Source organism: Microbacterium sp. Leaf151, assembly GCF_001424225.1.
GTDB lineage: Bacteria > Actinomycetota > Actinomycetes > Actinomycetales > Microbacteriaceae > Microbacterium.
Genome location: NZ_LMOR01000004.1, coordinates 997,501 through 1,017,363, shown reverse-complemented (window position 1 = coordinate 1,017,363; position 19,863 = coordinate 997,501). Strand labels below are relative to the sequence as shown.

Sequence of the window (19,863 nt, the reverse complement as noted above, 5' to 3'; positions counted from 1 at the left end):
AGGCTTCGACGAGGTCAGCCTCCTCCGTGCGTCAGTCCCGGCGCCGCCGGGGCGTCAGCCGCACCGCCGGCAGCGGCGGTGCCGGGATGCGCTCGGGGCCGTGATCGACCACTGCGCCGAAGCGCTCACCCTGCGCCTCCCACGCGTCGCGGGCCTCGACGATCTCGTCGTGCGAACGGCCGACGAAGTTCCACCACATCACGATGTCGGCCTCGAACGGCTCGCCGCCCAGCAGGAACACCCGCGCGCCCTCGTCGCTGCGCAACTCCACATGGTCGCGGCCCTTGCCGAGGTAGATCAGTCGCGTGTGATCGACGGATGCCGTCGTGCCCGGCTCGACCGCGGGCGAGGGGCGCCGCGCGGCGTCGGCGTCGGTGGCATCCATTCCCGTCGTGGCGACGGCGGTGCCGGTCATGCCGTAGACGGCATACTCCCAGTCCTCGCGGAGCGGGACGCGGACGCCGACCCCGGCGAGCAGGCGCAGTTCCGCGCCCACGATCGGGGTGTGCACCGTGGCGGGCGACTCGATCTCGCCCAACGACCCCATGACGACGACGGCGTCCGCCCCGTCGCCGAGGTCGAGCACCGGGAGGTCTTCGTGCCGTTCGAAAGCGGGTCCGCCGTGGCGGCGGGATTCCGGCAGCGCCACCCACAGCTGGAGGGCGTCGAGCGGAATCGGCTGCGCGCCCACCGAATACTCCGAATGGGCGATTCCCGCGCCGCTCGTCATGAGGTTGAGGGCGCCGGGGCGCACCACGACGTCGCTGCCCACGGCATCCCGGTGTCGCACCTCGCCGACGATCGGCCAGGTCACCGTCTGCAGGCCGATGTGCGGGTGCGGCTCGACGCGCATGAGGGTGTCCTGTGGACCGAAGCGGTCGAGGAAGCACCAGGCGCCCACCATGGGCAGCGCCCGGTGGGGGAGGGTGCGGTGAACCTCCATGCCGCGCACGCCGCCGAGCGGCACCTCGCGCGCACGCACCACGAGTGCCCGCGGTCCGTCGCAGTCGACCGGACCCTCGGATGCCGGAGGCGCGACGTCGAGTCGGGTCACGACGGTTCGCCGGGTCCCGCGGAGTCGGCCGCGTCGGCGTCGTTGGGCCATTCGACGACCAGGCCGGGCACGTCGTGCTCCTGCAGGTAGTGGGCCACGAAGGGGCAGGAGGGGATGACGGTGCCGCCGCGACGCGCGAGATCGCTCAGCGCTTCGCTCGCCAACGCCGTTCCGAGACCGCGGCCCTTGAACGCCGGGTCGATCTCGGTGTGGGGGAGGTTGAGGCGGTCCTCGCCCGCGGGGCGGAACTGGAGGAATCCGCCGAGCTCGTCGCCCACGTGGATCTCGTAGCGGCGCGCCTCGTCGTTGCGGGTCACGGTCAATTCATCGGCCATCGGCGTCTCCTGTCGTCGGTGTCCCCTGCAACGTATGTCGGGCGTGCGGTGTTCCGCACCCCCTCGACACGGCCGCGGCCGACCCCCTCGAAAGGATCGGGGACTCCCCGCGCGGGACGAGCGGAGGGGCGGGGGCGAGGGGAGGACGGAAGCGCTGCGAGAGTCCTCCCCCCGCCCCTGGCCCTCCGCCCATCACGCCTGCGGCTCCGCCCCGTCGCTCGATCCCACGTGCGAATCCGCCGCGTCGCCCAAACCACCCTGCGCACACCGCTCGTCGCACCGTTCGCGCCGCTCATCGCACGACCGACGGATGCCGCTGGCCCGCCGTCGCGGCATCCGATTAGCCTTCCGGAGTCCGCAGTGCCGCGAGCAGGAGAACCCATGAGCGCTTCCGTCGACGACGACATCGTCACCGATCCGAACCTTCCCCCGGTCGCCGTGGAGCCCGAAAAGCTCCGCAGCAGATGGACCCCCGCGAAGATCGCCCTGTGGATCGGGATCGCTCTGCTGGGCGGCCTCGGCTGGACGATGCTGGCGATCGTGCGCGGCGAGACGGTGAACGCGATCTGGTTCGTGTTCGCCGCCGTCTGCACCTACCTCATCGGGTATCGGTTCTACTCCAAGGTCATCGAGCGCTACATCACGCGTCCCGATGACCGCCGGGCCACGCCCGCCGAACGCAAGCAGGACGGCAAGGACTACGTCCCCACCGACCGCCGCGTGCTCTACGGCCACCACTTCGCCGCCATCGCCGGTGCCGGGCCCCTCGTCGGCCCCGTGCTCGCCGCGCAGATGGGCTACCTGCCGGGCACGATCTGGATCATCGTCGGCGTCATCCTCGCCGGGGCGGTGCAGGACTACCTCGTGCTGTTCTTCTCGATGCGGCGCGGCGGCCGCACGATCGGGCAGATGGCGCGTGACGAGCTCGGCAAGATCGGCGGCACGGCGGCGATCCTCGCGAGCCTGCTCATCATGCTGATCATCGTCGCGATCCTCGCCCTCGTCGTCGTCAACGCTCTCGGTGAGAGCCCATGGGGCGTGTTCAGCGTCTCGATGACGATCCCGATCGCCCTGTTCATGGGCCTCTACCTGCGCTTCATCCGCCCGGGTCGCATCACCGAGATCTCGATCATCGGCTTCGTGCTGCTGATCGCCGCGATCGTCGCCGGCGGATGGGTCGCCTCGACCGAGTGGGGCTACGCGGCCTTCCACCTCGACCGCACCGTGATCGCGTGGGGCATCATCGTCTACGGCTTCGTCGCCGCGGTGCTGCCCGTCTGGCTGCTCCTCGCCCCGCGCGACTACCTCTCCACCTTCATGAAGGTCGGCGTGATTGTCATGCTCGCCGGTGCCATCGTGCTCGTGCGTCCCGAGATCTCGGTGCCCGCATTCAGCGAGTTCGCCGGCGGCCAGACGGGCCCGGTGTTCAGCGGACCGATCTTCCCGTTCCTGTTCGTCACGATCGCGTGCGGAGCGTTGAGCGGATTCCACGCCCTCATCGCCTCGGGCACCACCCCGAAGCTCCTCGAGAAGGAGCGCCAGACGCGCTTCATCGGCTACGGCGGCATGCTCATGGAGTCGTTCGTGGCGATCATGGCGCTGGTCGCCGCACTGTCGATAGACCGGGGCATCTACTTCGCGATGAACTCCTCGCCCGCTGCCACCCTCGGCACCGTCGAGGGCGCGGTGGCGTTCGTCAACGGTCTGGGTCTCGCGGGTGTCAACCTCACGCCCGACATGCTCACCTCCACCGCCGCGGCGGTCGGTGAGGAATCGATCGTCTCGCGCACGGGCGGTGCCCCGACCCTGGCGCTCGGTCTCGCGCACATCATGCAGCAGGCCCTCGGCGGTCAGGCGATGATGGCGTTCTGGTACCACTTCGCCATCATGTTCGAGGCACTCTTCATCCTCACGGCGGTGGATGCCGGAACCCGCGTGGCCCGCTTCATGCTCCAGGACTCGATCGGCACCGTCATCCCCAAATTCAAGGACCTGTCGTGGCGACCGGGTGCCTGGATCTGCACCGCGGTGATGGTGGCCGGGTGGGGCGCGATCCTCATCCTGGGCGTGACCGATCCGCTGGGCGGCATCAACACCTTCTTCCCCCTTTTCGGCATCGCCAATCAGTTGCTCGCCGCGATCGCGCTCGCCGTGGTCCTGGCCATCGTCGCCAAGCGGGGCCGGTCGTACTTCCGGTGGCTGTGGATCGTCGCGCTGCCCCTGGCCTTCGCCGCCGTTGTGACCATCACGGCATCCATGTACAAGATCTTCTCGCCGGTTCCGGCGGTGGGGTATTGGGCCAATCACTTCGCGTTCCGCAACGCCCTCGCCGAGGGCAAGACGGAGTTCGGCACGGCCAAGAGCGTCGCCGCGATGGAGGCGGTGGTGCGCAACACCCTCGTGCAGGGCGTGCTGTCGATCGTCTTCGTCTCCCTCGCGATCATCGTCATCCTCATGGCCGTGATCGTCACCGTCCGGGCGATCCGCGCCGGCGGCGGTGAGAACCTCGAGGACGCACCCGTGCCCTCGCGTCGATTCGCCGCCGCCGGGTTCCTCGCCACCAAGGAGGAGCGCGCGATCGAGAAGCAGTGGGAGGCCCTCCCGGCCGATCACCCCGACCGCCCGTCCGTCTCCTCCCACTGAGCACGCCGACGATGACCGACACGGATGCCACGACCCCCGGCCCTCTGCAGCGCCTCGGCGCCCAGGTGGTGCGGGCGGGTCGTGGCATCCGGTGGTACGTCACGACGCTCATGGGGGACCGGGCGTACGACGTCTACGTCGCGCACCTGCTCTCCCAGCACCCGGAAGCGACACCGCTGACCGAGCGGCAGTTCTGGCGGCAGCGAACCGCGGAGCAGGACCGCAATCCGGGCGCCCGCTGCTGCTGAGTAGGCTTCGACAATGCTCGATGCCCCGCTCCTCGCCGGTGCCGCGGGCGTCGGCGTGGGCGCGGTGCTGACCCTCGTCCTGGTCTTCGCCCGCCGCTTCGCGCTCGCCCCGCGCGACCTCGGCAGCGACGCCGAACGGGCGACCCACCGCACCCTGCATGTGGCGGCGGCTGCGGCGGCGGCCCTCCGCGGCGGACGTGACGAGCCGGATGCCGCGCGCGCGGCGAAGCACCTGCGCGTGCTCCTCGCCGCCGACGCGGTGGCGATCGTCGAATCGGCGGCCGATCGGGTCGCCATCGACGGACCCGACGTCCTCGCCGCTCCCGCCCGCCGCGTCGCCGCCCGCGTGTACGAGTCGGGGCGTCGGCAGGTGTTCACCGAGGCGGGCGAGGCCGCCGTGGGCGCGCCGATCGTCGTCGACGGGCGGGTCTGGGGCGCCGTCGTCGCCTTCGCCGCCGACGTCCGCGCGCCGCTCGTGCGGGCCACGGGCGACGTCGCCGACTGGTGCGCCGCCCAGATCGAGCTCGCCGGTCTCGACGCGTCGCGCGCGGCTCTCGCAGAAGCGGAGCTGAGGGCGCTGCGGGCGCAGATCAGCCCTCACTTCATCTACAACGCCCTCACGGCGATCGCATCCTTCATCTCGACCGACCCGCCCCGTGCGCGCGACCTCGTCCTGGAGTTCGCGGACTTCACGCGCTACTCGTTCCGGCGGCAGGGGGAGTTCACGACGCTGTCGGAGGAGCTGCGCAGCATCCACTCCTACCTCGAACTGGAGCGGGCCCGCTTCGGAGACCGTCTGACCGTGAGGCTGCGCATCGCTCCCGAGACGCTCGCCACCGTCATCCCGTTCCTGTCGGTGCAACCGCTCGTCGAGAACGCGGTGCGCCACGGGCTGGAGCGACGCGAGAACGGAGGCGTGTTGACGGTCACCTCGATCGACGACGGCACGCACACCGAGGTGATCGTCGACGACGACGGTGTGGGGATGGACCCCGACGAACTCGCGACGCTGCTCGATCTCGACGCTTCGTCGTCGCACGTCGGTCTGCGCAACGTCGACGCGCGTCTGCGGCAGCTGTACGGTCCGGCCGGGGGACTGGTCGTCGAGACGAACGTCGGGTCAGGCACCTCGGTGCGCCTGCGCGTGCCCAAGTCGCAGCCGCAGCACGAGACGGCCCGCCCGTGAGCGTCGCGGTGTTGGTGGCCGACGACGAGGCGCCCGCCCTGCACGAACTGGCGACGCTGCTCGCGGCCGACCCGCGGGTGTCGGTCGTTCACACCGCGAGCGGTGGGGCCGAGGCGCTGCGGGTGCTCGAGCGGGGCGAGGTGGCCGTCGCCTTCCTCGACATCCACATGCCGGGGCTGACGGGGTTCGACCTCGCGCGGGCCACCGCGAAGCTGCGGATACGCCCCGCGGTGGTGTTCGTCACGGCCGACGAGTCGGGCGCTGTGCGGGCCTTCGATCTCGAAGCCGTCGACTACGTGCTCAAGCCCGTGCGCGTGGAGCGGCTGTCGCGCGCCCTCGGGCGGGCGCTCGCGGCCGGTTCGGGCGCTGAGACGACCGACGACGAGACCATCCCCGTCACCGTGGGAGCCCACACCCGTCTCGTGCGCCGGGCGGACGTGCGGTGGGTGCAGGCGAACGGCGACTACTCGCGCCTGTACACCGCGGCATCCGATCACCTCGTACGCGTTCCGCTGTCGGACCTCGCCGATCGGTGGGCCGACGCCGGCTTCGTGCGCGTGCACCGTTCGTACCTCGTCCACCGCGACGCCGTCACCGAGGTGCGCCTGGCGGGGTCCGCGCCGACGGTCGCGCTCGCCGAGATCGAGCTGCCGGTGAGCCGACGCCTCGTGTCGGCCGTGCGCGACGCGCTCCTACGTTGACGCCCTCCTCAGGTCGCTGACTTCGGGGAATGCGCGCGGGACGAGCGCTTCGCCGTATACACGGCCACGCCATCGGTCCGTGCGTCGTCCCGTCGACGCGGACGATCCCGGATGCCACGATGGGATGCCATGACCGACGATCCGCGCCCCCTTCCGCGCGTGCGGGTCACGGCATCCACCGCGGGCCGGGTGTCGCGGCCGGCGACGCGCGGCTTCGCGCTGCCCGGCCGCGTGGCCGACGAGGCGGACGACGTCTTCTCGCGCGGGCTGGTGCGCGCCCAGCTGCGTCTCGCCCTCGGGTGCGTCGCGGCGTTCGTCGTCGTCGCCGCAGCGCTCGCCGGGGTGATCGCGGCGCTGCCGACGCTCGGTGATCCCGCGGTGTGGTCGGTGCCCCTGTCGTGGCTGCTGCACGCCTACGGGTTCTATCCGCTGATCCTCGTCTTCGCCCTCATCTACGCCCGCGCCGCCGCCCGCAACGAGCGCCGGTACCGGCAACTCGCCGAACCCGAGGATCCCGCGTGAACCCCGTGTTCGACCTCGCCGCGGTGGGGCTGCTCGTGGTGACCACCGCGGTGCTCGGATTCGCCGGCATCCGCTCCTCTCGCACCCGTAGCGACTTCTTCGTCGCGTCCCGCAGCGTGGGGAGCGTGTGGAACGCCTCCGCGATCAGCGGGGAGTATCTCTCAGCGGGCACCTTCCTCGGCCTTGCGGGACTCGTGCTGCTGTCGGGGGCGGAGGGGTTCTGGTTCCCCATCGGGTACGCGGCCGGTTATCTGCTGGTGCTGCTGTTCGTGGCCGCTCCGCTCCGCCGGAGCGGGGCGTACACGATCCCCGACTTCGTCGAGGCTCGGCTGGAGTCGCGCGCGGTGCGCGGGGTGACCAGTGTCGTCGTGCTCGTGATCGGCTGGTTGTACATCGTGCCGCAGTTGCACGGGGCATCGCTCGCCCTCGGCGTCGTGGCCGACGTGCCGCGGTGGACGGGCGGTGTGCTCGTGGCGGTGCTGGTCGCCGGCATCGTCGCGGCGGGCGGCATGCGCGCGATCACCGCGGTGCAGGCGTTCCAGTACTGGCTGAAGCTCACCGCACTGCTCGTGCCGGCGGTGTTCCTGCTCGTGGCGCTGTCGGGCGGTGGCGTCGACATCGACACCGCGCGCGTGTTCCCCGCCGAGAGCGGGCCGGGCGCGATCGACGCCTATGCCACCGTCTCGCTGCTGTTGGCCCTGCTGCTCGGCACGATCGGCCTGCCGCACGTGCTCGTGCGGTTCTACACGAGTCCGAACGGCGCGTCGGCCCGGCGGACCACCGTGGTCGTCATCGTGCTCATCGGCGCCTTCTACGCGGTGTCGTCGACGATGGGACTGATCGCGCGCGTCGTCGCCCCCGACCTCGCCGCCCCCGGCGTCGCCGACACCGTCGTGCTCGCCCTCCCGTCGCGGGTGTTCCCGGGCCTGGTGGGGGAGCTGCTCACGTCGCTGCTGGTGGCGGGGGCCTTCGCCGCGTTCCTCGCAACGTCGTCGGGGATCGTCGTCTCGCTCGCCGGGGTCGTGAGTCAAGACGTCTTCGGGGGCGGGGTGCGCTCCTTCCGGCTCTCGGCGGTGGTGTGCACGGCCGTGCCGCTCGCCGTCGCGCTCCTGACCGAACCCGCGGGGCTCGTCGCGAGCGTCGGCCTGGTGTTCGTGTTCGCGGCGTCGACGCTGTCGCCGGTGCTGCTTCTGGGCGTGTGGTGGCCGCGGCTCACCGCGCGAGGCGCGGTCGCGGGCATGGTGGTCGGAGCCGTGTCGTGCGGCGCCGCGCTCCTGGCCGGTGGCGCGCTGCGCGGCATGGGCGGGTGGGCCGTGATCGTCACTCAGCCGGCGGCGTGGACCATTCCGTTGACGACGATCGTCATCGTCGCGGTGTCGCTGCTCGACCGCGGCGGCGCACCCACGCGGGTCGAGCGGTATCTGGCGCGGTTGCATACGCCGGACGCGTGAGCGGCGGCTGATGGCGCGGCTCTGCGCGTCGATCGCCGGCGCGGGGCGCGGGGCGGCGCGTGCATTGCTGGCGCTGGGGGCGCGGGGGCTGGGGGCGCGGGCCGCGCATGCATAAACGCGGGGCGTGGTGTGCGCACGCATGAACGCGGGCACGGGCGTGCAGGCATGAACCGCGGTGCGCGTATGCATAAACACTGTTCGTGCGCATAAATGCGGTGTCACCGTGTTTATGCGCACGAATCGCGTTTGCGCAGCGGGCTCGGGGAGTCGATGCCCGTCGCCTGCTGACGCCTCGACGACGCGTTTCTTCGCGCGGCTGCCGTTTCTCGGCGCCCGGGACGCCCGGCCCGTCGCGCCGGGGGGCCCGGCCGGTCGCGTCAGCCGCGCGCCCGATGCCGGCGGACGGCGGCGCGATTCGCGCACCGCACCGAGCAGTAGCGCTGCCGGCCGTTGCGCGTGACGTCGACGACCACGTTCGCGCACGGGTCGGCGGCGCAGCGGCCGAGGCGCTCCATTCCGCGGGTGACGAGGTGCAGCGAGGTGCCGACGGAGATCACGGCGGCGAGAACGCGCGGGAGGGCTTCGTCGCTGTCGCGGTAGTGCAGGTGCCATCCTTCGCCGTCGTGGTCGGTGAGGCGCGGGTACGCCGTCACCGCGGCCATCTGCGCGTTGAGCAGGAGCGCGCGCTCGTCGGGGTCGGTGGCGTCCACGACTCGGAGCCACTCGTCGATGACGCGTCGGGTTTCGATGTGATCGTCGGATGCCACGGGGAACCGCATCGTCATCCCCTTCTCGATCGTGCGCGCCTCGATGCCCGCGCGGTCGTGCGGCCAGTCGTTGGCGAGGGATGCCGCGAGGAGGGCGGCGTACTCCCCGTAAGGGTTGAGATGCATAACGGCATTACATCACGCTGAGGTCATGACCGCCCCTCGACTGCTCCCGGCCGCTGCTCCCGCCCTCCTCCACGAACACGCCTGGCTCACCGAGTCCGTGCACGCGACGAGCGAGGGGCGAGTCCGCTATGTCCGCTGCGCCGAGTGCGTCGCACGGCGGGTCGATCTCGATCCGGCCTGCGTGACGCCGGCGTCGGCGATTTCACGCGTGATCGGCTGATCCCCGTCCTCGCGCGGAGTTGGAGCCCCTCCTCCCCAGCCGGGTGATCGCACCGATGGATGCCACGTCGAGGTCGGTGTCGGCGGCCGGGGTTACCGTGGAGGGGTGACTCATCCCGGCGCTGCACCCGAGCCGTACGCCGACGCGCCGTCCGAGGGGTACGACGTCCTCGACGACCCGTACGCCGGAGCCGACTGGGATCCCGATCAGTTCGCCCCGCCCGAAGACTTCGATGCCCCGCCGCCTCCGGTCGACCCGTCGTCGCCGTTCGCGCGAGCGGTGGTGGCGACCGGCACCGCGCGCGAACTCCCGGCGGTGCGCGACTTCACCGGGCGCGACCCCCGCGAAGTACTGCACGAGGTCTACGGCTACGACGTGTTCCGCGGCGATCAGGCCGACATCGTGCAGCACGTCGTCGACGGCGGCGACGCGGTCGTGCTCATGCCCACCGGCGGCGGCAAGAGCGTCACCTATCAGGTGCCCGCGCTCGTGCGGCCGGGCACCGGCCTGGTCGTGAGCCCGCTGATCGCGCTCATGCACGACCAGGTCGAGGCGCTCATCGCCAACGGCGTGCGAGCGGGCTACCTGAACTCCACGCAGTCGCCGGCCGAACGGCAGGCCGTCGAACAGGCCTACCTCGCGGGCGAACTCGACCTGCTCTACGTCGCCCCCGAGCGCCTGAACGGTGCCCAGACCCTCTCTTTCCTCGCGCGCGGCCGGCTCAGCGTCATCGCGATCGACGAGGCGCACTGCGTATCGCAGTGGGGTCACGACTTCCGCCCCGACTATCTCGCCCTCGGCGACCTCGCCGACCGTTTCCCCGGTGTTCCGCGCATGGCGCTCACCGCGACGGCGACCCCGGCGACCGCGCAAGAGATCGTGGAGCGTCTGCGCCTGCGCGACGCCCGCGGATTCGTCGCGAGCTTCGACCGCCCGAACATCCAGTACCGCATCGACGCGAAGGTCGACCCGCGGCGTCAGCTCGTGCAGTTCATCAAGAGCCAGCCCGAGGGCTCGGCGGGCATCGTCTACGCGCTCAGCCGCAAGAGCGTCGAGCAGATGGCGGCGTACCTCTGCACCCAGGGCCTCGACGCACTGCCGTACCACGCGGGCCTCGACGCATCCGTGCGCGCGGCGAACCAGTCGCGCTTCCTCCGCGACGACGGGGTGATCATGGTCGCCACGATCGCCTTCGGCATGGGCATCGACAAGCCCGACGTGCGCTTCGTCGCCCACATCGACCTGCCCAAGTCGGTCGAGGGGTACTACCAAGAGACCGGGCGTGCCGGCCGAGACGGCGACGCCTCGGTGGTGTGGATGGCGTACGGCCTCGGCGACGTCGTGCAGCAGCGCCGCATGATCGATCAGTCGCCCGGCGACCGCTCCTACAAGCTGCGTCTCGGTCAGCACCTCGACGCCATGCTCGCCCTGTGCGAGACGGTCGGATGCCGTCGGCAGAACCTCCTCGATTATTTCGGGCAGCGGTCCGAGCCGTGCGGCAACTGCGACACCTGCCTCACCCCGCCCGACACGTGGGACGGTCTCGTCGCCGCCCAGAAGCTCCTTTCGACGATCGTGCGGCTGCAGCGCGAGCGCGGGCAGGCCTTCGGTGCTGGACACCTCATCGACATCCTCCGCGGAGCGAAGACCGAGCGCATCGCGCAGCAGGGCCACGATCGTCTCAGCACGTACGGGCTCGGCGCCGACCTGTCCGATCAGGACTGGCGCAGCGTCATCCGTCAGCTGCTCGCCCGGGGCATCATCGTCGCCCAGGGCGACTATGGCACGCTCGCGCTCAGCGAGGCGTCGGCGCCGGTGCTCCGGGGCGAAGCCCCGGTACCCCTCCGGCGCGACGTGCTCGGGCGCGCGGGTTCCAGCGGTGGAGGGAGCCGTCAGCGCAAATCCAGCGCCGACGACGTGGCCCCCGCCGACCGCGACCTGTTCGAGGCCCTTCGCGCCTGGCGCGCCGAGAAGTCCCGCGAGCAGGGCGTGCCGGCGTACATCGTCTTCGGCGACGCCACCCTGCGTGCCATCGCCGCCGCCCGGCCCGCGTCGGTCGGCGACCTCGACGGCATCACCGGCATCGGTGCGAAGAAGCGCGAGGCTTACGGCGACGGCATCCTGACGGTGGTCGCCGCGAACTGACGGTGCTCGCCGCGAACTGACGGGGGAACTCGCGCCGCGACATGGTTGGGGCGAGCATGGGTGCGTCGCGCTCCCGCCGGCGTGCCCGACGTTCCCACTGCGCGCGACCCCTCGTCATGACCCTCGCGCCGTACCCGTCGCGGCCCCCCATCGCGGCCGAGCCGCACGAAACCGGCGCCCGCCCGTCGCATCCCGTTCCGCACCGGCGATCACCCGCCCGCCCGGCGCGCTCCCGGGAATGTTGACCATCCACAACGACCCCGCGGTCCGCCACCCGGCATGCTTGTCGCGCATCCACACAATGATTGCCGGGACGTTGTCGAACACCTACCGTTATTGGCATCCCTGAGCCCCGTCGAGAGGTGCCGAGAATGACCGACGCCGCCGTCCGTCCCACCACGCCCGCCACGAGCACGCGTACGCCCGTCGGAGGTGCGCCCACCGCGGCGCACACCGCCGCCGAGGCCGCGGAAGCCCGCATCGATACCGAACGGGTCACCGATCTGCTGCTCGGAACGTGGGCCGACACGCGCCGCGCGGCGCGCGAGATGATCAAGGACCCCGCGCTGTGGCGCGACGACAGCCTCGGCATGGACGCGCACCGCGAGCGCACCCTGAGTCAGCTGCATCTGCTCGTGCAGAACAAGGCCGTGCATCGCGCCTTCCCGAAGCGCTTCGGCGGCGAGGACGACAACGGCGCCAACATCGCCGGCTTCGAGGAGCTCGTCGCCGCCGACCCCAGCCTGCAGATCAAGTCGGGTGTCCAGTGGGGCCTCTTCGGCTCGGCGGTTTTGCAGCTGGGCACGGCCGAACACCACGAGAAGTGGCTACCCGGCATCATGAGCCTCGACATCCCCGGCGCGTTCGCCATGACCGAGACCGGACACGGCTCCGACGTCTCGGCGATCGGCACGACCGCCACGTACGACCCCGCCGCAGAGGAGTTCGTCATCCACACGCCCTTCCGCGGCGCGTGGAAGGACTACCTCGGCAACGCCGCCCTGCACGGCAAGGCCGCAACGGTGTTCGCCCAGCTGATCACCGACGGTGTCAATCACGGCGTGCACTGCTTCTACGTGCCGTTGCGCGACGAGAACGGCGATTTCCTGCCCGGCATCGGCGGAGAAGACGACGGCCTCAAAGGCGGGCTCAACGGCATCGATAACGGCCGTCTGCACTTCGATCACGTGCGCGTCCCGCGCACCAACCTGCTGAACCGCTACGGCGACGTCGCCGCCGACGGCACGTACTCCAGCGACATCCCCAGCCCGGGTCGCCGGTTCTTCACGATGCTCGGCACCCTCGTGCAGGGTCGTGTGTCACTCGACGGCGCGGCTGCGTGGGCCTCGGCCATCGGCCTGATCATCGCGATCACCTACGGCAACCAGCGCCGGCAGTTCGACTCGGGCAGCGGCACCCCCGAGGTCACCCTGCTCGACTACGGCAAGCACCAGCGTCGCCTGCTGCCGCGCCTGGCGACGACCTACGCCGAGATCTTCGCGCACGACGAGTTCCTGCAGAAGTTCGACGGCGTCTTCAGCGGCGCCCTCGACACCGACGCCGATCGTGAAGACCTCGAGACCCTCGCCGCCGCCCTCAAGCCCCTGTCGACCTGGCACGCGCTCGACACGCTGCAGGAGTCGCGCGAGGCGTGCGGCGGGCAGGGCTTCCTGTTCGAGAACCGCCTCGTGGGGCTCCGCGCCGACCTCGACATCTTCGTCACCTTCGAAGGCGACAACAACGTCCTGCTCCAGCTCGTGGGCAAGCGCCTGCTCGCCGATTACGCCCGCCAGTTCAAGGGCAAGGATGCCAAGCAGCTCGCCGCCTTTGCCGTGGGCCAGACCGCCGGCAAGCTCTTCCACGGTGCCGGGATGCGTCAGCTCGGGCAGGCCGTCAGCGATTTCGGGTCCACCGCCCGCTCGGTCGAGAAGGGGCTCCGCGCCGAGCAGCAGCACGACCTGCTGGCGGGCCGCGTGCAGCAGATGGTGGCCGACATCGCGGGGCGCCTGCGTCCGGCATCCCGGCTCTCGCGTGACGACGCCGCGGCACTGTTCAACGAGAACCAGTCGGAGCTCATCGAAGCTGCCCGGGCTCACGGCGAGCTGCTCCAGTGGGAGGCGTTCACCGACGCCATCAATCGCATCGACGACCCCGACACCCTGCGGGTGCTGACCTGGTTGCGCGACCTCTTCGGCCTGCAGCTGATCGAGAAGCACCTCGCGTGGCACCTCATCAACGGGCGACTCTCGATGCAGCGCGGGTCCGCCGTCTCGAGCTACATCGACCGTCTCTGCGCGCGGCTGCGCCCGCACGCCCAGGATCTCGTGGATGCCTTCGGCTACGGCCCCGAGCACGTCCGGGCGTCCATCGCGACCGGCGTCGAGGACGACCGGCAGAACGAGGCCGCGGCCTACTACGCCGAGTTGGCGGCATCCGGGAACGCTCCCGTGCCGGAGAAGAAGCCCGCGCGCTGATCTGCCGTCGCACGAAGACCGCCCCGCGTCCTCTCGACGCGGGGCGGTCTTCTCGGGCAGCCCTGCGAGAGCAGGAGATCGTTCGAGGACAGGCCCTCAGGGGATGCTTCGGCCCTGGTCTCGCGGGATCGCCTGTGGGGAAGTGCTCTTCGCGGGGTGTCGGACGTCCGTCCTACTCTGAGGGCATGAGTGATCTGCTGACCGGGGCCGACGGAGTGATCCGCTGCGCCTGGGCGGGCGGCGACGCCGAGTATCAGCGCTACCACGACGAAGAGTGGGGCACGACGCTGCGCGGTGACCGTCCCCTCTTCGAGAAGCTCAGCCTCGAGGGCTTTCAGGCGGGCTTGGCCTGGATCACGATCCTGCGCAAGCGTCCGCGCTTCCGTCAGGTCTTCCACGGCTTCGAGCCGTCACTCGTGGCGGCTTTCGGTCCCGATGACATCGAGCGGTTGCTCCAGGATGCCGGAATCATCCGCCATCGCGGCAAGATCGAGGCCGTGATCGGCAACGCCGGAATCGTGGCCGACATGGCCGAGGGCGAGTTCGACGAGCTGATGTGGTCCTTCGCGCCCGTCCGGCATGCACCGCCGACGACGTTCGCCGAGGTGCCGGCGGTGACGCAGGAGTCGATCGCGATGAGCAAAGAGCTGCGTCGCCGAGGATTCCGTTTCGTCGGTCCGACCACGATGTACGCCCTCATGCAGTCCTCGGGCATGGTCGACGATCACGTCGCGGGGTGTTGGCGCGCAGTGGGCTGAGCGCGTAGCTCAGTCCTCAGCGCTCGCCTGATGCCGGGCCTCGAGTTCTTTCAGGCGGCGCATCTGCGCGAATGGGTAGAACGCGATCCAGGCGATGGAGGCGATGGATGCGCCCATGATCATCGATGCGATATCCATGATCTCGAGGCTACGAGGGGCGAGATGGCGGCGGATCCTCCGTGCGACGGAGATACGCCGCTCACCCGGTACACTGGTGTGCGGAGCTCTCGCTCCCAGCGTCGTCGAACGCACCGGCCCCCTCTTTTGGGGCCTTTGACCTTCACGGCGAACGGATGCGCCATTTGGCGCCTTCGCCCATTGCAGCCGCAGCATCGCGGCATCCCGAACCGCCGTGCGCGCGTGCGCCGCGGCAGGAGTATTCATGACGTCTCAGACTTTCGCCGACCTCGGCGTTCCCACCCCCCTCGTCGACGTTCTCGCCGCACAGGGCAAGAACGAGCCCTTCCCGATCCAGACCGACACCCTGCCCGACACCCTCGCCGGACGCGACGTGCTCGGCCGCGGAAAGACCGGCTCGGGCAAGACCCTCGCCTTCGCGATCCCGCTGGTCGCGCGGCTCGCGGCGAAGACCGACCGCCGTCGCGGGCGCAAGCCCCGCGCGCTCGTGCTCGCCCCCACCCGTGAGCTGGCGAACCAGATCGACGAGGTCATCAAGCCCCTCGCCGCGGCCTTCCAGCTCACCACGACCACCGTCTACGGCGGCATCAACCAGAAGCGCCAGGTCGACGCGCTCGCCACCGGCGTCGACATCCTCGTCGCCTGCCCGGGCCGCCTCGAAGACCTCATCAGCCAGGGGTTCGCCAACCTCGGCGATATCGAGATCACCGTGCTCGACGAGGCCGACCACATGGCCGACCTCGGCTTCCTCCCCGGCGTCACGCGCCTGCTCGCCCGTACGCCCGCCGACGGTCAGCGTCTGCTGTTCTCGGCCACGCTCGACAACGGTGTGGACAAGCTCGTCAAGCGGTTCCTGCGCAACGAGGTCCTGCACTCCGTCGACGAGGCTCACTCGCACGTGGCCGCGATGACCCACCACGTCTTCGCCCCCGCCGACGCCGACGCGAAGAAGGAGCTCGTGCAGACGCTCGCGTCGGGCACCGCGCGGCGCATCCTCTTCATGCGCACCAAGCACCAGGCCAAGAAGCTGGCGAAGGCGCTGACCGCCGCCGGCATCCCCTCGGTCGATCTGCACGGCAACCTGTCGCAGCCGCAGCGCGACCGCAACCTCGCCGCCTTCGGCGACGGCCGGGCGAAGGTGCTCGTCGCCACCGACGTCGCCGCGCGCGGTGTGCACGTCGACGGCGTCGAGCTCGTCGTGCACGTCGACCCGCCCGTCGAGCACAAGGCGTACCTGCACCGTTCGGGCCGTACCGCCCGCGCGGGCACGGCCGGTGACGTCGTGACGATCATGCTGCCCGAGCAGCGTCGCGACACCCTCGACATCCTGCGCAAAGCCAAGATCTCGGCCGCGCCGCAGCCGGTGACCCCCACCTCGCCCGAGGTCGTGGCTCTCGTCGGCGAGGTCGCGCCCTACGTCAAGCCCGAGCCGATCGTCGAGCAGCCCCAGGGCGGCGGACGCTCGCAGGGCGCCAACGCCCAGCGCAAGCGCGCCGAGCGTGCACAGGGACAGGATGCCGCGTCGGCCGGCGGCGGACGCCGTCGTCGCGGACGCGGTGGTAGCGGCCAGTCGGCCGAGGCTCCCGCCGCAGCCGGTCACGCGCCGCAGGGCGGCCGTGGTCAGGGCCAGCGCTCCGGCGCCGGTCGCGGCCAGGGCGCGGGCGGCACGCAGCGTGCCGGCGCGGGTGCGGGTCGGCCGCAGGGCGCGGGTCGCTCGGCATCCGGCGCTCCGACGACCGGCATGGTCGTGGGTTCACGCAGCCCCCGCACGAACCGTCGCGCTCAGGGCTGATCCCCTTCTCCGATGCCCCCGCGGATTCGTCTGCGGGGGCATCGTCGCGTTCGGCCGGTCCCCTCGCGTGGGCGCAGCGGGGTCCGCGGCCGTGCACGTCGGCGTGACGGCAACGGCCCACCGACACCCGCGCGCGTCGCGGATGTCGGTGGTGTCCGCCACACTGGGTGACGATCCCGAGGAGGCACCCGTGACCGATCCCGATGCCCATGACGTCATCCGCGTGCGCGGTGCTCGCGAGAACAACCTGAAGAACGTCGACCTCGATGTGCCCAAGCGCCGACTGACGGTCTTCACCGGCGTGAGCGGCTCGGGCAAGTCGTCCCTGGTGTTCGGCACGATCGCCGCCGAGTCGCAGCGGCTCATCAACGAGACCTATCCCACGTTCGTGCAGCAGTTCATGGGCGAGCTCTCACGTCCCGACGTCGACGCGCTCGAGAACCTCAGCGCCACCATCCGCGTCGACCAGGAGCGCATGGGCGCGAACGCCCGTTCCACTGTCGGCACGGCCACCGACGTGCACGCGATGCTCCGCGTGCTGTTCAGCCGTCTCGGTCAGCCGCACGTGGGCTCGTCGCAGGCGTTCTCGTTCAACGTCCCCTCGATCTCGGGTGCGGGCGCGGTGACCCTGGCGACGGGTGCGAAGAAGGGGCAGAAGCAGCGCCGTTCCTTCGAGATCACCGGCGGCATGTGTCCCGAGTGCGAGGGTCTCGGCCAGGTGAGCGACATCGACCTCGACCGGCTCGTCGACAAGTCGCTCTCGGTGAACGCCGGGGCGATCCTGGTGCCGGGCTACACCGCCGACGGATGGATGGTGCGCATCTACGGCGAGTCCGGTTTCCTCGACCCCGACAAGCCGGTGCAGGACTTCACCGAGCAGGAGCGCCAAGACTTCTTCTACAAAGAACAGACGAAGGTGCGCATCGCGAACACCAACATGACCTATGAGGGCCTCGTGCCCAAGGTCACCAAGAGCATGCTGCAGAAAGACCGCGACGCATTGCAGCCGCACGTGCGCGCTTTCGTCGACCGGGCGGTCACATTTATCTCCTGCCCGGCCTGCGAGGGCACCCGACTCAACGAGGGAGCGCGGTCGTCGCGCATCGGCGATGTCAACATCGCGGATGCCGCGGCCATGCAGATCACCGACCTCGCCGCCTGGGTACGCACCGTCGACGACCCCACGGTCGCGCCGCTCATCCAGGGCTTGCGTGACACCCTCGACGCCTTCGTGCATATCGGACTCGGCTACCTCTCCCTCGACCGAGCCAGCGGCACGCTGTCCGGCGGTGAGGCACAGCGCACGAAGATGATCCGCCACCTCGGCTCGAGCCTCAGCGACATCACCTACGTGTTCGACGAGCCCACCGCGGGTCTGCATCCCCACGACATCCAGCGCATGAACGAAACGCTCCTGCAGCTGCGCGACAAGGGCAACACGGTTCTCGTCGTCGAGCACAAACCCGAGGTGATCGAGATCGCCGACCACGTGGTCGACCTCGGCCCCCGTGCCGGGCGCGACGGCGGCACCGTGCAGTACGAGGGCGACGTCCCCGGGCTCCGCAGCTCCGACACCCTGACCGGCCGCTTCCTCGATCACCGGGCCGAGCTGAAGACCGCCGTCCGCAGCGCGGCGGGGGCCATGCCGATCCGGTGCGCGTCGCAGCACAACCTCCGCGACGTCGACGTCGACGTCCCGCGCGGTGTGCTGACCGTGGTGACGGGGGTCGCCGGTTCCGGCAAGTCGTCGCTCATCCACGGCAACCTGCCCGCGTTCGACGACGTGGTGGTCGTCGACCAGACCGCCATCAAGGGGTCTCGGCGCAGCAGTCCCGCCACGTACACCGGCATCCTCGACGCGGTGCGCACCGCGTTCGGCAAGGCCAACGGAGTCAAGCCCGCGCTCTTCAGCGCGAACAGCGAGGGCGCCTGCCCCGCGTGCAAGGGCCTCGGGGTCATCGTCACCCAGCTGGGTTTCCAGTCCACCGTCGAGACGGTGTGCGAGCTCTGCGAGGGCACCGGCTTCTCCGACGACGTGCTCGAGTACACCCTCGACGGTAAGAACATCGCCGAGGTGCTGGCCATGTCGGTCACCGAGGCGGGGGAGTTCCTCGTCAAGGGACCGGCAGTGGCGGTGCTCGGCCGGTTGCGCGACGTCGGACTCGGCTACCTGACGCTCGGGCAATCCCTCAATACCCTCTCGGGCGGGGAGCGTCAGCGCCTCAAGCTCGCGATATCCATGGCCAAGTCGGGCGCGGTCTACGTGCTCGATGAACCGACGACGGGTCTGCATCTCGCCGATGTCGACACGCTGCTGCGTCTGCTCGACCAGCTGGTGGATGCCGGCAACACCGTCGTCGTCATCGAGCACCACCAGGCCGTGATGGCGCACGCCGACTGGATCATCGACCTGGGGCCCGGAGCCGGCCGCGACGGCGGCGTCGTCGTGTTCGAGGGCACGCCCGCCGACCTCGTGGCCGCGCGCTCCACGCTCACCGCCGAGCACCTCGCCCGGTACGTCGGCGCCTGATCGTCCGCCTCGCCGACGTTCGAACGTCAGCCGTGTGTGCTGAACGTCGCGTCGTGGAGGTGCCGGTCGCCGTGCGGCAACACTTTCACCATCACTCCGCGCCGACGCAGGTCGGCGATCGCGCGGATCTCGTCCTCGCGCGTCGCACCGAGCGCGTGCACGCTCGCAACCACGAGCACGTCACCGCCGGTGAGGGTTCCGAAGAAGCGATCGAGGCGGTTCGCCCAGCCCTCCATCGTCTCGGGTGCGGGGTGACGGAAGCCCTCGATCGGTACCCCGAACCGGGTGAGGTCGTCGCGCTGCTGCACCACCGTCGGCATGTCCGGCCGTGAGACGACGAGGCCGACGAGCCGCGAACCGGCCGGACGCGCCCGCCACCAATCGCGGTCGCTCTGCAGCTCGGTGAAGCACTTCGGGCACTCTGCCGCGGCGTGCGCGTGGGGCACGGTGCCGGTCCCGGCGGCATCCACGGATGACGGCATCGTCGGGATCGAATCGCTCATGGAGACCTCCGCCTCCATTGTGCCTCACGCCTCCGTGAACGGACCTCCGCGTTCGCCGCCGGTCACTTCCTCGCCCCCTCCGTCGACGGGCCCCGCACCGGGGCGCATTCCGCGCCCCGTCAGGCTCGGGGCCGTGCCTGCGACCGCTGCCGTGATGGTCGAGCGCGGTGCCGGGGCGCTCTATGTGCACCGGGGCGGGTGCCGGACGCCCCGGTGCACATTCCACGCCCCGTCAGGCTCGGGGCCGTGCCTGCGACCGCTGCCGCGATG

16 protein-coding genes are annotated in these 19,863 nt (G+C 70.7%); 11 read left to right on the top strand and 5 right to left on the bottom strand.

The features are described from left to right. Positions 1–31 precede the first annotated feature (31 nt). Complete coding sequence (locus ASF76_RS15415) at positions 32–1,054, bottom strand: pirin family protein (protein ID WP_055959560.1); 1,023 nt, start codon at positions 1,052–1,054, stop codon at positions 32–34. Continuing rightward, positions 1,051–1,389, bottom strand: a complete 339-nt coding sequence (locus ASF76_RS15410; protein WP_055959557.1) for a GNAT family N-acetyltransferase — start codon at positions 1,387–1,389, stop codon at positions 1,051–1,053. Before ASF76_RS15410 ends, ASF76_RS15415 begins: the two co-directional genes overlap by 4 nt. Positions 1,390–1,770: 381 nt before the next feature. Between ASF76_RS15410 and ASF76_RS15405 the strand changes: the two genes are divergently transcribed. The 6 genes from ASF76_RS15405 to ASF76_RS15380 all read left to right on the top strand — a co-directional run bounded on the left by ASF76_RS15405 (position 1,771) and on the right by ASF76_RS15380 (position 8,140). Then, complete coding sequence (locus ASF76_RS15405; RefSeq protein WP_055959555.1) at positions 1,771–4,032, top strand: carbon starvation CstA family protein; 2,262 nt, start codon at positions 1,771–1,773, stop codon at positions 4,030–4,032. Between the two features lie 11 nt (positions 4,033–4,043). Then, positions 4,044–4,280 carry a YbdD/YjiX family protein gene (locus ASF76_RS15400; protein WP_055959553.1) on the top strand — a complete coding sequence of 79 codons (237 nt, stop codon included), beginning with the start codon at positions 4,044–4,046 and terminating at the stop codon, positions 4,278–4,280. A 13-nt stretch (positions 4,281–4,293) separates the two neighbouring features. After that, on the top strand, positions 4,294–5,466 hold the full coding sequence (locus ASF76_RS15395; protein WP_055959551.1) for a sensor histidine kinase: 1,173 nt from the start codon (positions 4,294–4,296) through the stop codon (positions 5,464–5,466). Further along, positions 5,463–6,167 (top strand): LytR/AlgR family response regulator transcription factor, encoded by a 705-nt coding sequence (locus ASF76_RS15390; RefSeq protein ID WP_055959549.1) that lies wholly within the window; start codon positions 5,463–5,465, stop codon positions 6,165–6,167. Before ASF76_RS15395 ends, ASF76_RS15390 begins: the two co-directional genes overlap by 4 nt. Positions 6,168–6,296: 129 nt before the next feature. Further along, the gene (locus tag ASF76_RS15385) at positions 6,297–6,689 is read left to right on the top strand and encodes a hypothetical protein (RefSeq protein WP_055959547.1); all 393 of its coding nucleotides are present in this window, start codon (positions 6,297–6,299) and stop codon (positions 6,687–6,689) included. Further along, entirely contained in the window at positions 6,686–8,140 is a 1,455-nt protein-coding gene (locus tag ASF76_RS15380) for a sodium/solute symporter (RefSeq protein ID WP_055959545.1), read from the top strand. The genes ASF76_RS15385 and ASF76_RS15380 overlap by 4 nt, the downstream gene beginning before the upstream one ends. 377 nt (positions 8,141–8,517) lie before the next feature. Here ASF76_RS15380 and ASF76_RS15375 read toward each other — a convergent pair whose 3' ends face one another. Next, positions 8,518–9,033: a CGNR zinc finger domain-containing protein gene (locus ASF76_RS15375; RefSeq protein WP_055959543.1), complete on the bottom strand. Its 516-nt coding sequence runs from the start codon at positions 9,031–9,033 to the stop codon at positions 8,518–8,520. A 325-nt stretch (positions 9,034–9,358) separates the two neighbouring features. On the opposite strand from ASF76_RS15375, the gene recQ reads away from it, so the two are divergent. From recQ to ASF76_RS15355, 3 genes are all read left to right on the top strand, one after another. After that, positions 9,359–11,398 (top strand): DNA helicase RecQ, encoded by a 2,040-nt coding sequence (gene recQ, locus ASF76_RS15365; RefSeq protein ID WP_055959539.1) that lies wholly within the window; start codon positions 9,359–9,361, stop codon positions 11,396–11,398. Between the two features lie 371 nt (positions 11,399–11,769). After that, a complete protein-coding gene (locus ASF76_RS15360) occupies positions 11,770–13,872 on the top strand; it encodes an acyl-CoA dehydrogenase family protein (RefSeq protein ID WP_055959537.1) in 2,103 nt (700 codons plus the stop codon). Between the two features lie 185 nt (positions 13,873–14,057). Continuing rightward, positions 14,058–14,630 carry a DNA-3-methyladenine glycosylase I gene (locus ASF76_RS15355; protein WP_055959535.1) on the top strand — a complete coding sequence of 191 codons (573 nt, stop codon included), beginning with the start codon at positions 14,058–14,060 and terminating at the stop codon, positions 14,628–14,630. A 9-nt stretch (positions 14,631–14,639) separates the two neighbouring features. Here the strand turns inward: ASF76_RS15355 and ASF76_RS17645 are convergent, their stop codons facing one another. Beyond that, on the bottom strand, positions 14,640–14,768 hold the full coding sequence (locus ASF76_RS17645) for a hypothetical protein (protein ID WP_268774910.1): 129 nt from the start codon (positions 14,766–14,768) through the stop codon (positions 14,640–14,642). Positions 14,769–15,012: 244 nt separating this feature from the next. Here ASF76_RS17645 and ASF76_RS15350 point away from each other — a divergent pair, with 244 nt between their 5' ends. Both ASF76_RS15350 and ASF76_RS15345 read left to right on the top strand, forming a co-directional pair. After that, complete coding sequence (locus ASF76_RS15350; RefSeq protein ID WP_055959533.1) at positions 15,013–16,560, top strand: DEAD/DEAH box helicase; 1,548 nt, start codon at positions 15,013–15,015, stop codon at positions 16,558–16,560. 142 nt (positions 16,561–16,702) lie between these two features. Further along, positions 16,703–19,090 (top strand): ATP-binding cassette domain-containing protein, encoded by a 2,388-nt coding sequence (locus ASF76_RS15345; protein WP_055959531.1) that lies wholly within the window; start codon positions 16,703–16,705, stop codon positions 19,088–19,090. A gap of 26 nt (positions 19,091–19,116) precedes the next feature. Here ASF76_RS15345 and ASF76_RS15340 read toward each other — a convergent pair whose 3' ends face one another. Continuing rightward, the gene (locus tag ASF76_RS15340) at positions 19,117–19,593 is read right to left on the bottom strand and encodes a hypothetical protein (RefSeq protein WP_055960247.1); all 477 of its coding nucleotides are present in this window, start codon (positions 19,591–19,593) and stop codon (positions 19,117–19,119) included. Positions 19,594–19,863 lie beyond the last annotated feature (270 nt).